The organism is Mesorhizobium sp. M8A.F.Ca.ET.208.01.1.1 (assembly GCF_004791315.1).
In the GTDB taxonomy this organism is placed as follows: Bacteria; Pseudomonadota; Alphaproteobacteria; order Rhizobiales; family Rhizobiaceae; genus Mesorhizobium.
Map to the genome: position 1 here is coordinate 1 of NZ_SRUT01000018.1, position 14,077 is coordinate 14,077.

At 59.7% G+C, this 14,077-nt stretch carries 18 protein-coding genes and 1 pseudogene; 11 read left to right on the forward strand and 8 right to left on the reverse strand.

Going from position 1 to position 14,077, the window contains the following annotated elements:
• Together EN851_RS33650 and EN851_RS33655 are read right to left on the reverse strand one after the other, a co-directional pair.
• A pseudogene (locus EN851_RS33650) lies at positions 1-295 on the reverse strand (5-aminolevulinate synthase); the annotation flags it as partial.
• Positions 296-431: 136 nt separating this feature from the next.
• Positions 432-1,256, reverse strand: coding sequence for a universal stress protein (locus tag EN851_RS33655; protein WP_127275550.1), 825 nt, complete (start codon positions 1,254-1,256; stop codon positions 432-434).
• Positions 1,257-1,470: 214 nt separating this feature from the next.
• Here EN851_RS33655 and EN851_RS33660 point away from each other — a divergent pair, with 214 nt between their 5' ends.
• Together EN851_RS33660 and EN851_RS33665 are read left to right on the forward strand one after the other, a co-directional pair.
• The gene (locus tag EN851_RS33660) at positions 1,471-1,854 is read left to right on the forward strand and encodes a phasin family protein (protein WP_127873514.1); all 384 of its coding nucleotides are present in this window, start codon (positions 1,471-1,473) and stop codon (positions 1,852-1,854) included.
• A gap of 76 nt (positions 1,855-1,930) precedes the next feature.
• Entirely contained in the window at positions 1,931-2,221 is a 291-nt protein-coding gene (locus EN851_RS33665; RefSeq protein WP_135931016.1) for a cytochrome c, read from the forward strand.
• A 99-nt stretch (positions 2,222-2,320) separates the two neighbouring features.
• Here EN851_RS33665 and EN851_RS33670 read toward each other — a convergent pair whose 3' ends face one another.
• A complete protein-coding gene (locus EN851_RS33670; RefSeq protein WP_127873516.1) occupies positions 2,321-2,560 on the reverse strand; it encodes a lipoyl domain-containing protein in 240 nt (79 codons plus the stop codon).
• A 34-nt stretch (positions 2,561-2,594) separates the two neighbouring features.
• Here EN851_RS33670 and EN851_RS33675 point away from each other — a divergent pair, with 34 nt between their 5' ends.
• Positions 2,595-2,849: a hypothetical protein gene (locus EN851_RS33675; RefSeq protein ID WP_127275554.1), complete on the forward strand. Its 255-nt coding sequence runs from the start codon at positions 2,595-2,597 to the stop codon at positions 2,847-2,849.
• Between the two features lie 4 nt (positions 2,850-2,853).
• Complete coding sequence (locus EN851_RS33680) at positions 2,854-3,078, forward strand: hypothetical protein (protein ID WP_127275579.1); 225 nt, start codon at positions 2,854-2,856, stop codon at positions 3,076-3,078.
• Here the strand turns inward: EN851_RS33680 and fixJ are convergent.
• Positions 3,075-3,689: a response regulator FixJ gene (gene fixJ, locus EN851_RS33685; RefSeq protein WP_135884075.1), complete on the reverse strand. Its 615-nt coding sequence runs from the start codon at positions 3,687-3,689 to the stop codon at positions 3,075-3,077. The two genes, EN851_RS33680 and fixJ, sit on opposite strands and share 4 nt — an antisense overlap.
• Positions 3,676-5,232, reverse strand: a complete 1,557-nt coding sequence (locus EN851_RS33690) for a PAS domain S-box protein (protein ID WP_135930997.1) — start codon at positions 5,230-5,232, stop codon at positions 3,676-3,678. Before EN851_RS33690 ends, fixJ begins: the two co-directional genes overlap by 14 nt.
• A gap of 187 nt (positions 5,233-5,419) precedes the next feature.
• Here EN851_RS33690 and EN851_RS33695 point away from each other — a divergent pair, with 187 nt between their 5' ends.
• From EN851_RS33695 to EN851_RS33710, 4 genes are all read left to right on the forward strand, one after another.
• Positions 5,420-6,229, forward strand: a complete 810-nt coding sequence (locus EN851_RS33695) for a universal stress protein (protein WP_189522001.1) — start codon at positions 5,420-5,422, stop codon at positions 6,227-6,229.
• The gene (mgtA, locus tag EN851_RS33700) at positions 6,229-8,847 is read left to right on the forward strand and encodes a magnesium-translocating P-type ATPase (protein ID WP_245520870.1); all 2,619 of its coding nucleotides are present in this window, start codon (positions 6,229-6,231) and stop codon (positions 8,845-8,847) included. The genes EN851_RS33695 and mgtA overlap by 1 nt, the downstream gene beginning before the upstream one ends.
• A gap of 113 nt (positions 8,848-8,960) precedes the next feature.
• On the forward strand, positions 8,961-9,230 hold the full coding sequence (locus tag EN851_RS33705; RefSeq protein WP_127275558.1) for a DUF6455 family protein: 270 nt from the start codon (positions 8,961-8,963) through the stop codon (positions 9,228-9,230).
• 107 nt (positions 9,231-9,337) lie between these two features.
• Positions 9,338-9,886, forward strand: coding sequence for a hypothetical protein (locus EN851_RS33710; protein WP_135931000.1), 549 nt, complete (start codon positions 9,338-9,340; stop codon positions 9,884-9,886).
• A gap of 76 nt (positions 9,887-9,962) precedes the next feature.
• Here the strand turns inward: EN851_RS33710 and EN851_RS33715 are convergent, their stop codons facing one another.
• From EN851_RS33715 to EN851_RS33725, 3 genes are all read right to left on the reverse strand, one after another.
• On the reverse strand, positions 9,963-10,661 hold the full coding sequence (locus EN851_RS33715; RefSeq protein ID WP_135861755.1) for a CBS domain-containing protein: 699 nt from the start codon (positions 10,659-10,661) through the stop codon (positions 9,963-9,965).
• A 135-nt stretch (positions 10,662-10,796) separates the two neighbouring features.
• Positions 10,797-11,336, reverse strand: a complete 540-nt coding sequence (locus EN851_RS33720) for a DUF2231 domain-containing protein (RefSeq protein ID WP_135931001.1) — start codon at positions 11,334-11,336, stop codon at positions 10,797-10,799.
• A gap of 43 nt (positions 11,337-11,379) precedes the next feature.
• Positions 11,380-11,613: a hypothetical protein gene (locus EN851_RS33725; protein WP_127275561.1), complete on the reverse strand. Its 234-nt coding sequence runs from the start codon at positions 11,611-11,613 to the stop codon at positions 11,380-11,382.
• Between the two features lie 185 nt (positions 11,614-11,798).
• Between EN851_RS33725 and EN851_RS33730 the strand changes: the two genes are divergently transcribed.
• The 3 genes from EN851_RS33730 to EN851_RS33740 are packed head-to-tail and all read left to right on the forward strand — an operon-like array spanning position 11,799 to position 14,076.
• Positions 11,799-12,068, forward strand: a complete 270-nt coding sequence (locus tag EN851_RS33730; protein ID WP_245464237.1) for a hypothetical protein — start codon at positions 11,799-11,801, stop codon at positions 12,066-12,068.
• A complete protein-coding gene (locus tag EN851_RS33735) occupies positions 12,068-12,733 on the forward strand; it encodes a response regulator transcription factor (RefSeq protein ID WP_127275563.1) in 666 nt (221 codons plus the stop codon). The genes EN851_RS33730 and EN851_RS33735 overlap by 1 nt, the downstream gene beginning before the upstream one ends.
• Positions 12,733-14,076: a HAMP domain-containing sensor histidine kinase gene (locus EN851_RS33740; RefSeq protein WP_135931002.1), complete on the forward strand. Its 1,344-nt coding sequence runs from the start codon at positions 12,733-12,735 to the stop codon at positions 14,074-14,076. The genes EN851_RS33735 and EN851_RS33740 overlap by 1 nt, the downstream gene beginning before the upstream one ends.
• Position 14,077 lies beyond the last annotated feature (1 nt).

A 14,077-nucleotide genomic window follows, 5' to 3' on the forward strand; every position in this document is an offset into this window, starting at 1 on the left:
GCTCATGCTCGAGTTCGACCAGCGGGTTGGACGTGCCGGAAATGTTGCGGGTGCCGCCGGCGCCAGAGCCCATCTTGCCGGCCGCGCTCTGGAACGCGGCGATGACGTCGGCGTGCTGGCCCATGCCGAGATAGTCGTTGGAGCACCAGACGGTGATTTCCTCGGCGCGGCCGTTGGAACGCCAGATGGCGCGCGGAAACTTGCCCGCGATGCGCTCGAGGTCGGCGAAGACGCGGTAGCGACGCTCGGCATGGAGCTGGTCGATCGCGTCCTCGAAGAACCGCTGGTAGTTCATGTCCGAATTTCCTTATTTGCTCGCGGTTGCGCTGCGGGCATCAGCTACACCGAACTTGGCAAGGTTAGACGTAACCGTTTGCGGGAGCGGAAGACCTTGATTTATGTCAAAACCACGATTTGGAGGTGTCACCTCCTCAGTTCGATATGAACCGATGCAATGATCCGCTGCGCAGCACAGAACGCGTCACGCCGCCAAAGGTCCTCTCCAGTACCCGGCTATGACCGTAGCCACCGAGAACGATGAGATCGGCCGCAATATCCTGTCCGATCTGGAGGAGGATTTCCGCCGGTTCGGAGCGGCACGCATCCAAGATTTCGGATCGCGCCTTCACACCGTGGCGCGTCAGAAAGAGTTCGACATCCGCTGCATTTTCCCTGGGTCCAGTATTCCCATTGTCCACGGTGGCGATCACGACATCCCTGGCGGTGATCAGGAAAGGCATAGCGTCGACGACGGCACGTCGCGCTTCCCGCGTGTCATTCCACGCAATCAGGATGCTTTCGGCTCTTATCGGCGCAAGGGGTTCCGATGCCACGAGTATCGGACGGCCCGCCGCAAGGATGAGACTTGCCGGATCAAGCACACGATGACGGTCGACCACCAGATCGGCCGTCGGCGGGCCAGCGAGGATCAAGTCGGCGGCACGCGCATTGAGTGCAAGTTGGCGCGTGGGATTGCCTACCTCTCCGCGCCACGAGGCACGATTGCTGCCGTTGACGATGCTCAGGAATTCCTCCCTCAGGCAGTCGAGGCGACCTTCTATCTCCTCTACCTGGCGCCACAACGCCTTGGTCGCGGCCTGGTCATCAGTGCTGGTTGGGAGGACAAAATGCGGCTCGGCGGCGCAGAAGCCGATCAGGTCGGCCTCGATCCGTTGAGCAAGATCCCACGCCATCGCGATGCGTGGCGCTGCGATTGCGTCCACGTCCAGTTGAACCATGATCGTCTTGAAAGCCATCGCGTCATTCCATCTGCGGTTGACGCGACTTGGCCATCAAATAGAGGCAAGCACCTTGATGCGGGTCAAACCGCAACGAGACCGGTTGGTGCCGGGGCGCTCGTACAGTCCGCAAGGTCAGAGGGTTGATCCTGATCAAGGACACGGCGACGAATGGCGTCAACGTTGCGCTGTGGAGATTATGTTCGCATGCCTCAGGATGGAGTAGTCGATAATGCACACTCAGCCCGAGCCATCCTCATTCGGCACACAATTGTTGCCGATTGCGGGAAATGGCCAGACGTTCTTCCTTGCTGCCGCGTCTCTTCAAGTCCACGCCTTCAAGGCGATGATGCGCTATAACGTCGAAACGCTGGCATTTCTGAAGCATCGTTGCGAACAGGACATCAAGCTGGCCGACGATCTCATCACCTGTCCGGAGTTCAATGACGCTTTCGACATCTTCTCTGCTTTTCTGCAGAATGCGACATCGCAATACGTCAGCGAAGCCGGCAAGGTCGCCGCACTGACCTCCAGGCTTGCTTCGGAAACGGCCAAACGGGTCCGCGAGGAAGCCAGAACCGCGATCGAGGACGCAGCGGCGAAGACAGTCGCGTAGATCGGCAATGCAGAGGTCGTCAGACATGAACAGCTTTTGTGGGCATCGTCGTCTGCCGGCTTCCGTCCTTGCACTGATGCTGCTCGGATATGTGCACCCAGCCCGTGCCGATAGCCTAACGGATCACGGGAAGGCGTTGGTGGAAGTCAATTGCGCCCGCTGCCACGCCATTGAAAAAACCGACAAGAGCAGTCATCCCGACGCCCCGGCGTTTCGCACCTTGTCAAAGCGCTATCCGATCACCGATCTCGAGGAAGCCCTCGCCGAGGGGATTTCGACGGGCCATCCGGACATGCCTGAGTGGATCGCCAGCCCCGACCAGATCGATGCAATAATCGCTTACATCAACACCTTGCAGAAACCGTGATCGGAGCTGCGGACGCAGCTGGCGACCAAGCCTGATGCTCTCCTTGAGGCTACAAGTGAGGAATGAGCGCAATCAACCCGGTGAGGCGTCCTCACCGGGCTAAGACTCCAGCGTTGCCAGAATCGAGCCTGGTTCGATGACGGTATTCGCGGTGGCGACAATCGTCGCGCGGCCGCCTGCCGGCGCTACAATCTCGTGCAGCGCGTCTTCAACGCGAACTTCGGCTATTCGCTCGCCGGCCTTGATTGTGTCGCCGCTCGTAATGAACCAGCGCTCCAGGATGCCTTCCGGCAACATGCTGGAGGCCCACAGGGCTTCATCGGCCTTGATATAGTGCATCCCAATTCTCCCTATACCGCCTGATGATATGCGCTTGCGCAGCACGGTCCTTGATCCCGATCAATCGGCGTCCAGCGTCGCGATGGGCGCCGGATCAGGTATCAGCGCTGCGTTGGCAATCAATTGGGCTGCCCGCGCCATGCATGTGATTGGCACCGATGACGATATGGCGTCTGCCGCAGCAGCTATTAGCCAGATCAGCTCGACGCCCGGCAACGCGCATGCCTATTCGGCGATTCCAGAAAATGATGCAGATCAATGCGCAACGCACCGTTTGCGAAGATTTTGATGCGATGTGGAAACCAATCCTAAGCGCTCCGTTTGGTCGCGATCTCGAACTCGCCGTCTTCGACGAAGACGGCGAGCACGCGCTTGTGTTTGCCTGCAGAAGGGTGACGGAGGGTTGGAAGAATGCTGCCAGCGGTGCCCGTGTCGACATCCGGCCGACCCACTGGCGCGATTGGGACTTGGAGCGGGCCCAGGTCGGAATTCGCAAACCTCTTGAAAACTCTTCCTAGGGTCGGGATTCCACGATCAGCGCCATGCGCACAAGATGTGACAAGCTGCTTGCGCCCATTTTGCTCATGACATTGGCGCGATGGATTTCGACCGTGCGCGGGCTGATGCCCAGATCGTAGGCGATCGTCTTGTTAGGCAGACCCGAAACAAGTCCATCCAGCACCTGCCGCTCGCGCTCTGACAAGGCCGACAGACGCGTGCGGATATCCGCAGACTGGGGATGCGTCGCGTTTGCTTGGTTCCGATTGGCCAGCGCGGAGCGAATCGCTTCGATCAGCATTTCGTCGTCGAACGGCTTCTCGATGAAATCGGCAGCGCCTTCCTTCATTGCCTGAACGGCAAGCGCCACATCGGCATGGCCCGTCATGACAATGACGGGAATTGTATGCCCGCCCGCCCTGAGTTGCCGCAGGAACTCAATACCGTCTATGCCCGGCATGCGTACGTCGGTGACAATGCAGCCCTCGAGGTTGCCTTTTGCCGTCGAAAGAAATGCCGTGGCCGATTCGTGCAGGCGTACCGCGAAGTCCGCTGTGGCCAGAAGAAAACCGAGCGACTTGCGGACGTCGACATCGTCGTCGACCACGTGCACCAGATCACTGTCGGCCATTTGTGACCTCTTCCTTCTCTACGATGCGCAAGGTGAACCGGAAAGCGGTTCCGCCGGCCGGCGTTACCTCGGCCCATATATGGCCACCGTGCGATTCAACGATGGTACGGCAAATGGAAAGGCCAACACCCATGCCTTGCTTCTTGGTCGTTACGAACGGCTGGAAGAGCTGGGCCGAGACCTCCGGCGCGAGACCCGGACCTGTATCGATTACGCTTACCTCGGCCATCCCATCATCCCGGGCAACGGTTGTGACTTTCAATTCGCGTCGCGTCGCGTCCTGCATAGCCTCCACCGCGTTGCGCATCAGGTTGAGCAGAACCTGCTGAATCTGGATGCGATCGGTCAAGACCAGTTCGGCGGCAGGGTCAAGCTTGTAGCTGACAAGGAGATTTATCTCCCTCGCGCCGACCAGGGCCAGGGACGCGGCTTCCTCGATGAGAACCGGCAGTCGTTCGACCTGGCGCTCGCTTTCGCCCCTGGCCACAAAATCCCTCAGATGACGGATGACGTCGCCTGCTCGCAATGCCTGCTCAGCTGCCTTTTCGACAGCATCCCGAAGCATAGGCGCATTCTGGTCCTGGCTTTTCTCGAGCAGTCGACGACTGCCTTTGAGGTAGTTCGTGATCGCCGTCAGTGGCTGGTTGATCTCATGAGCAAGCGTCGAAGCCATTTCGCCGAGTGCTGTAAACCGCGCCATGTGCAGCAGTTCCTGCTGCTGCTCCTGGATTCTTGCTTCTGCCCGGTGGCGTTCGGTGAGGTCGCGGCAGAAGCCGGTAAAGAAACGTCCGGTCCCCGGATGCATCTCGCCGACGGAAAGCTCCATTGGGAATGTCGTGCCATCCTTGCGCGCGCCGGTAACGGTGCGGCCGAGTCCGATGATCCGGTGCTCTCCCGTCGTCAGATAGCGAAGCAGATAGGCATCATGCTCGTCGCGGTAGGGCGAGGGCATCAGCATTCTCACGTTTTGACCAATGACGTCGCTTGACTGATAGCCGAACAGCGTTTCGGCAGCGGTGCTGAAGGACTGGATCCGGCCCTGTTCGTCAATGACGACCATTGCGTCCGGCACTGTTGCCAGGATGGATCGCAAATGGTCCTCGCGCAGCCGAAGTGCGGCGTTTGCAAAGGAGAGTTCGCTGACATCCGTGCCTTCAATGAAGATCGCGGTGATACGGCCATCGTCAGCCTTGATCGGCTGATAGACAAAATCAAGGATGCGCTCTTCGACCGGGCCGTCGGCTGTGTTGCGAAGGCCAACCTTCACCCCGTGGCCCCTATAGGGCTCGCCGGTCGTGTAGACTTGGTCCAGATGGTCGAAAAACTCATATCCTTCGAGCTCGGGAAAGGCATCCTGCACGGACTTTCCGATCACTTGCCTGTTGCCGATCAATTGCTGGTAGGCGGCATTGGTCAGTTCGAAAACGTGACCTGGCTCGCGCATGAGCGCTATAAATCCCGGAGCCTGATCGAACATTCGCGACAGCAGTGATTTGAGTGTCGTCCCGCCGGGCGACAAACTGAGCGCTTCGTCTTTGATCACCTGAGGTTCCTGAGTTCGAGACGGTGCTACCGGGGCTAATTATCACTTCTCGCCGCTCACGCAAAACGGATCGAGCCGACGTTTTCGTGCGCAGGCGCAGTTGGCGATCTTTGACGCGCGTCAAGGCATTGGACGCTGGCGAATGCAATTCATCACGCATTCCATAGTTCAGCGAAAGGCGTCCGCAATGTCTTACAAGTCAATCATCGTCAACCTCGCCATCGATGCGCCTCCTGCACCTATTGTAAAGGTGGGGGTCGAACTCGCGGAACGGTTCGGAGCCTGTCTTATCGGCTTGGCGGCAGCCGATGTTCCGCCCTTGGTCGCGACCGGCCAAGGCATGGTCTACGAAGGCGAGATCATGCAGATCCAGCGAACAGAAATCGAAAAGCGGCTTGCCGAACTGCGTGCCGAGTTCGAGAGGCTGGTTCCTGCTTCGATCTTTAGCGAATGGGGCCAAGCCGTTTGCAGCCCGACCCGGTTCCTCAGCGTTTCGGCCAGAGCAGCCGACCTTATCGTTACCGGCCAGGCAGGAGACAATGTGTTTCGCGCCGTGGATGTCGGCAGTCTGACACTGGGCGCCGGGCGTCCGGTTCTGGTCGCCGCAACCAACGTCGAGCACGTCCTTGCAAAAACTGTTCTCGTAGCGTGGAAGGACACTAGGGAGGCTCGGCGAGCGATGACTGACGCATTGCCTTTCCTGGCCAAAGCCAGCGAAGTCGTGATTGCCACGATCGACACCGAGCGCGACGAAAGCATTCGCGACAGCCTCGCCGATGTCGCGGTCTTTCTCGAGCACCATGGCATCAAGGCGCGAACCGAGCTGATCGCCGGTAAGGCTGATGGCGACCGGTTGCTGACATTCGCACGCTCGATCCATGCGGATCTCATCGTCTCGGGCGCCTATGGCCATAGCCGCTTGCGGGAATGGGCGTTCGGCGGCGTCACCCGCACGCTGATCGAAGAGAGCGGCATCAACCGCTTCATGTCGTATTGATGATAGGCGAAGCTGGCCAGCAATCCGTCTCGCCAGAGGACGGTGCCTATTGGTCGATCGAGACCAATGACCTCTTGTTAGGTCTTGAGACCTCAGTCTCGGGGCTTGCTTCGTCCGAAGCGGCATCGAGGCTCGCAAAATTCGGCCGAAACACACCCGCGTCGACGTCAGGCGCGTCGGCCCTGGCAGTGTTTGCCCGCCAGTTCCGCAGCCCGCTGGTCCTGATCCTCATTTTCGCGGCCTGCGTATCAGCCTTCGTCGGGGAGGGCCAGGAGGCTGCGATCATCGGCGCGATCGTGCTGGCAAGCTGCGTCCTGAGCTTCACCCAAGAGTACGGTGCGTCGCTGGCGACCGAAGCACTGAAACAGCGCATTTCGCGCAAGGCTATTGTGTTGCGCGACGGCGCCGAGTGCTCGGTCGCCGCCGAAGATATCGTGCCGGGCGACGTGATCCGGCTTTCGGCCGGAAACCTCATTCCCGCGGACGGTATCATTCTGGACGCGCGCGATTTCAATGTCAGCGAGGCTGTACTGACCGGCGAAACCTTTCCCGTCGTGAAGGCACCGGGGCGGTCGGCGCCCGAGGCCTCCATAGCACAGCGCAGCAATGCCGTTTTCACGGGCACGTCGGTCCGCAGCGGCACTGCAACCGTGCTTGCGGCAGCGACCGGCGCCAGCACTGAATTCGCATCGATCGCCGCCGCCCTGGAGCGACAAATCCCCGAAACAGGGTTTGCCCGGGGTATCAGGCTGTTTGGCTATCTGATGACCGAGATCATGCTGGCAATCGTCATCCTGGTGTTCTTCGCCAATCTGCTGCTGCATCGACCGCTGATTGAATCGCTGCTGTTTTCGCTGGCACTGGCGGTTGGTCTTACGCCCGAACTTCTCCCGGCCATCATCAGCGTGACGCTGGCTCGAGGGGCTCGCGCGATGGCAGCCAATGGCGTCATCGTGCGCCGTCTCGATGCCATCGAGAATCTGGGCAGCATGGATTTGCTGTGCACCGACAAGACGGGGACGCTGACGGAAGGCGTTATCCACCTGGATGGATGGCTCGATGTCGACGGCAATCCGTCAACCGATATCCTGCTCTGGGCACGTCTCAACGCGACCCTGCAGACCGGACTGAAGAACCCGCTGGACGAAGCAATCGCCGGTGCGCCGGGCGAAGGCGCATTATTGGCGGCCTTCACGAAAGTCGACGAAATCCCCTATGATTTCATTCGCAAGCGGCTATCCGTTGTGGTCCGGACCAAGGACGCCCAGAACCTTCTGATTACCAAAGGTGCCGTACAAAATGTCCTCGAAACCTGCAGCTTCGCCCGAACAGCCACCGGGCTGGAACCCCTCGATGAAACGCACCGTGCGGCAATCGACGAAAAATTCCGGCGCTGGAGCGCGGACGGCTACCGCGTTCTGGGCCTGGCAATCCGTCAGTTCGAGAGCCAGAAAACGTTCAGCAGGAAAGACGAGATCGATCTCGCCTTCGCTGGCTTCCTGCTTTTCCTCGACCCTCCAAAGAAGGGCGTCAAGGAGACGCTTGCCGAGTTCGCCCACCGCGGCATCGCGGTAAAGGTCATTTCTGGCGACAACCGTTACGTTGCCGCGCATCTCGCCCAGGCGATCGGCTTGCGCGCCGACAGGATCATGACCGGCGAGGAGCTTTCGAAATTGACGAAGAGCGCGCTCTTCGCGGGCGTGCAGCACACCGACCTCTTCGTCGAGATCGACCCCAACCAGAAGGAGCGCATCGTTCAGGCCTTGCGGAGCAGGAGCCATGTCGTTGGTTACCTTGGCGACGGCATCAATGATGCGCCTGCCCTTCATGAGGCAGACATAGGCATCTCGGTCGACACCGCTGTCGATGTCGCGCGCGAGGCGGCCGATATCATCCTTCTCAAGCAGGACCTCGGCGTATTGGTGCGCGGCGTCGACGATGGCCGCAAGACCTTCGCGAATACGATGAAGTACATTTCAATCACCACCAGCGCCAATTTCGGCAACATGATCAGCATGGCTGTCGCCTCGCTGTTCCTGCCTTTCCTTCCGCTTCTTGCCAAGCAGATCCTGCTCAACAATTTCCTCTCTGACGTTCCTTCACTCGCCATTGCAAGCGACAACGTCGATCCCGACCAACTGCGCCGGCCTCGCCACTGGGATATCCGTTTTGTGCGGCGGTTCATGATCAGCTTTGGCCTGGTCAGTTCGCTGTTCGACTTCGCGACCTTCGTTTTCCTTCTGTTTTTTGCGCACGCCACGGAGGCCGCATTCCAGACCGCCTGGTTTGTCGAGTCGTTGCTGACGGAGCTTGCCATCGTGCTCATCGTGCGCACGCACAGGGCTTTCTGGGCGAGCCGTCCAAGCCCGTTGCTTGCCTGGCTTACATTGGCCGTCGGGATTATGGCGATCATGATCCCCTATCTGCCGTTTGCAGCCTGGTTCGGCTTCGTGCCCTTGCCTCTGCCCGTACTTGTCGCGCTTGTCGCGATTACCGCACTCTACCTATGCGCCTCGGAGGCGACCAAGCGCTGGTTCTTCGGACAAGAGAGCCGGGCCCGCAAGAAGTTGCTTGCCGGTCAGCGGTCCTTTCTCGATCGCCTTGTGGCCAAGGTTTAGCGCCATGCTCCCTGTTTGGGGCTCAGGGATCGGCAACGATACCGCCTGTTGATCGAGATCAACGCCCCCTGCCGCCAACATGCCATGATGGCCAGCAGGCAGGAGTGATTACCATGACCTTTCTCGATTACCTGATTTCAGTTGATGCCAGAACCACCTTGATGGACCGCATGATGCGGAAGCTCGGCGTCGACAGACAGTTGAAAGTCGTAGCCGACCATGCCGCCGTCACCAGCAGGGCAGTGGATCGCTGCCGTTCCTGCGGACATCAGGATGAATGCTCGGTCTGGCTCGACGAACATCAGCAAGCCAATAACCCGCCAGACTATTGCCGCAACGGCGACCTGATCGCTCGACTGCAGCATGCGGCCGGCCAACGCTAGTCATTCGAGTACTCAGCCTGGACGATGTCGTGCTGCCCGTGTTTTGACAGAGTCAACGCAAACCGAGTCTTGCAGTTGACAGGTTTGCATTCCACGGGACCAGGCAGTTGGACACCCTATTTTTTCTGGAGGCATTCCTGCTCTTTGTCGCACCAGGGCCAACCAACGCTCTTTTGCTGACAGGGTCGGTCAAGCGGGAGAAAGCGGTCAAGCTCTTGGCCGCTCAGGCATGCGGATACGGGATCGCATCCGCGTGCTGGTTTTCACTGCGTCCCTTCGTGTCGCCTGACGCCATTCAAATACTCAGGCTGGTAGCGGCCGGGTGGCTCGTCATTCTTGGCCTGCGTCTTACGGCAAGCGCCCGGATCAACGCTGCCAAAAGCGGCGACGCCATTTCTGTTGCGGTGACCAGTGCTCTCAATCCGAAGGCCTTCATCTATTGCCTGGCTATCGTGCCGATGAACATCGAACCGCGCGAACTGGGGATCTTCTGGATTGCGCTTCTGGTGATGACAGCTGCCAGCGGATCGGTGTGGCTTTTGCTGGGGCGGCGCTTCTGCGGAGGCAAAACACTGGCAGAAAAAGTTGCGGGCGCCGCACTTCTTGCCTTTGCCCTGTTACTCCTTCGACCATTGATTCCCCTGGTCGCGCCCTAAGCGCGGCGAAGCCTTGGGCAAGGACCAGCAACACAGAGAGGCAATGGTGCCTCGCTGCGGACCAATGTCAGCTCCGCTACGAAACAAGGACGACCGACACGGGATCGGCGCAGAAGAGATTGTCCTTGACAGCATTGACGCCGGCGACGTTTTCGGCGGCGACTGTCGCTGCCTGGCGCTCGCGTTCGTCGAAGATGGCGCCGCTCAGTGTCACCACACCCTTGTCCACCGTCACGTTGATCAAATCGTTGCCGGCCCATCTCTGCCTCGCAAGCTCGGTAGCGATGTTCTGCCGAATCTGTTCGTCATCGATGACCGTAGCGGCTCCATCCGGAAGGACGCCGAGCAATGCCCGCAGAAGATCAGAGCGGGTGATGATGCCAACGACTTTCCCAGCTTCGACGACCGGAATGCGTTTGACATGGTGACGCGTCATGAGCTCGACGACTTTCGCGAGTGATGCTGCAGGGGATGCCGTCACGACATCTTGCGACATCACCTCTTCAACCCGTCGACCATTGGCGCGGACATATTCGTCGGCGGCCTTTCCGGGGCTGACGAGAAACTCCAGCCAGCGCGAGCGCTTGCGCTCCGTGCCCAGTTCCCCGCGTCGCAGGAAATCGCCCTCGCTGACGATCCCCACCAGCCTGCCGTCGTTTCGAATGACGGGGAGGCCGCTGACCTTTTTGGAGAGCATCAACCCGGCAGCCTCGGCGATCGATGCGGACGGGTCTATGCCGACGACTGGCCTGCTCATTATGGCTTCGGCTTGCATGGTCGTTCTCCGGAGTTTTTCCAACCTCCGGCTTCTTAGATTGCACATGCACGAAGCGCCTTGATCTGAATCATTTTTCGGTCGAGGCAAATGGTCATCCAAAATTGCAACCTTGAATGACTGGGCGCGAACCGGTCAACCAGCGACCGCGGTCTTGGCGACGTTGACACCAAGTTCGTAGACAAGCAGCCCACCATAGTAGGCTGTCGCAGTGACCAGGAATGCACCGCAAATTTCGATCAAAGGAATGGCGATCGTTACAGCCCGCATGTCACGGTTCCGCATCCAAAGCGCGAACCGCACAAGTCCCCAGACCAGGAAGGCAAAGGCAGTGATACCTCCCAGGCTTTCGTGGATCTCCGCGATATCGCTGCTGAAGCCGGCCGCTTCGGCATGATCCAGGGCAAGACCTCCAAAGAACCAGGTCCCAATGGCGAACACTCCGGCAGACAGGGCTACGAAAGTAGAGATCGTACCGGCGCCAGATCTCTTGGTAACGGCGCTGCCGCCAACCAGCGCCACAAGGTCGATAGCCACAAGCATGTAGATCAGAACAATAGGGAAATGAACAAGAATTGGGTGGATATGTTGAATAGGGATCACGAAAACTCTCCAGAAATTGGCAAGGAGCTTGGAAAATTTGCCGACTTTGCAGCGAGCCTTGGCCCACGACATTGGCAACCGTCATATGCGGTGGCGGCCACGCGCCGTGGGAGACCTAGTCGTTTTCGTCGGCCTCATCGCCTTGTTGGTCGTCACACGCATCGTCGCCACCCTTGATGGCTTTCGGGGTGGAGGCGTCCTGCATCGGGATGGCCTGCAGATCGATCGGACCGGATGGGACAACAGACGATGACGCCCCACATGATCCTTCGTCCGATTCAGCGGCCGCCGGCAGCGCGAAGATCGTGAGGCTTGCAAGTGCTGCAAGGACAAGCATGGAATTGCGCATGGTCTCGTATCCTTCTTGGCGCGGCCATGATTGGACGCGATGATGCCCTGATATGGTCCCCTTGCTTGCTGTGGGCTGAGGATAACTGACAGCAAATTGAAAGCTGCAACGTGCGACATGCCTTGCCGATGAAAAGACAATGGAAGCGTTTGGCGGTGCTGGTTCTCGCGGGACTTGTCTTGGCCATGCCTCTCGCTGCCCGTGCCGACGAGGACGATGACGGCGACCATGACCGGGCGCGGGATTTGTACGAACGCGGCGAAATCAAGGGCCTTGCCAATATACTGGACGTTGTCCGCACCAAAGCTCCCGGCGATGTTGTTGCGGTCGATCTCATCCGCAAGGCCGACAGATGGGTCTACCGTTTTCAGGTCGTGGGTGCCGATGGCCGGCGAAAGACCGTCGACGTCGACGCCGGTGCCGGTGTCATCATGCGCGATGGGGAGGGTGACTGATGAAGATCCTCCTGGCCGAAGACGAGCCCCGTATCGCTGCCGATATCGCGACCGCCCTCAAAGCATCGGGAATGGCGGTCGATATCGTAAAGGATGGTGAAGCTGCCTGGTTCGCAGGCGATGTCGAGAATTATGACGCCGCGATTCTGGATCTCGGCTTGCCCAAGCTCGATGGTCTTACGGTCTTGAAACGTTGGCGGGCGAATGCGCGCAGGTTCCCGGTTCTCATCCTGACCGCAAGAGGCATGTGGACCGAACGCGTCGACGGCATCAATTCCGGTGCCGACGACTATCTTCCCAAACCTTTTGAAATGGAAGAACTGCTCGCCCGGTTACGGGCAATCCTGCGTCGCTCGGCCGGGCAGGCGGCACCCGTGTTGAGGTCCGGGCCGTTGCTCTTGGACACACGCCAGATGCGCATTTCGCTTCGCGGCATTCCCGTTGCGCTGTCGCCGCTGGAATACCGGCTCCTGGCGTTTCTGATGCACCACGCCGGCCGGGTGGTGGCGCCGACCGAACTTGCCGAGCATTTGTACGATTCAGGCAACGACCGCGATCCGAACACGATCGAGGTGATCGTCGCGCGCCTGCGTCGCAAGCTCGGGAGCGACGTCATCGAAACGAGGCGCGGATTCGGGTATCTGATGCCCGACGATTCCCGCTGATGGGCAACTCGATCCGGTTCAGGCTCTGGTTGGCGGCAACGATCTCGATCCTGGTTGCTCTTGCCATCGCCGGCGTTGGATTGCGCTATCTGTTCGAACTTAACGTCGAGCGGCGCGTTGTCAGCGAGCTGACAGTCGACCTGAACGATCTTATTGGCGCGACCAATTTTGCCGCCGATGGCCGTCTTTCGGTCCAGGCGACCTTGGCCGACCCACGTTTCTCCATTCCCTTTTCCGGCCACTACTGGCAGGTGCAGGATGCCGGATCCGGCAACCTTGTCCGCTCGCGTTCACTATGGGACGCGACGCTTGCCTTGCCTGATCGCGCAACCAACGGCGAATTCAGGGAGATCAAGGAATTCAAGGGGCCACAAGGGGAGCTCACCATCGCCGTCGAGCGCACGATCATCGACGCCAGTGGGCGATCGTTTCGCGCCGTCGTGGCGGAAGACCATCAAACGGTGAAGGAATCCGTCGATGGGTATGTCCGCGACCTTGCGCCAGCCCTTGTTCTGCTCGCCATTGCCCTCATGGCCGCCTTCTTCATCCAGATCACCGTCGGTCTTGCGCCTCTGGAGACCTTGCGGGTTTCGGTCAGAAACGTGATTGCGCAGCGATCAGCACGGCTCGATGTGGTGGCGCCGAGCGAGGTGCAGCCGCTCGCGGACGAAATCAATCGTCTTCTCGATGCCCAGGAGAAGGCGCTTGCGCGAGCCCGCTCGCGCGCCACCGATTTGGCGCATGGCCTCAAGACACCGCTGCAAGTGCTGTCGGCCGACATCCGGGCCTTGCGCAAGAAAGGCGAGACGGTTCTGGCTGACGAGATTGAAAAGAGCGCCGGAGCGATCCGGCGCCATGTCGAGCGGGAGCTCGCGCGAGCGCGCCTCGCCCCCGGCGTTTCCGGCAAGGCATCCTGCCTTGTGTCGGACGTCGCGGCTGGCGTCATTGCCGTCGTCAAACGGACACCAAGCGGCAAGCAGCTTTCTTTCAAGCTGGATATCGCGGAAGATTTGACGGCCCCAATCGACGAAGGCGACTTGTCAGAAGTTCTCGGCAATCTGGTCGAGAATGCCGCGCGCTATGCAAAATCCTCAGTCCGTGTCGGTGCATCCACTGCCTGGGACGAGGTGACCGTCAGTGTTGCTGATGATGGCCCAGGTATACCGGATGCCGATCGGGAGTCCGCGATGTCACGTGGTGTCCAGCTCGACAGCAAAGGAGGCAGCAGCGGTCTTGGCCTGGCCATCGTTTCCGACATCGTCGAAGCCTATGGCGGACGCCTTGCCATGGCTAACGCCGATCCGGGCCTTGTGGTGACCATTTCCTTGCCGCGACACAGTTGAG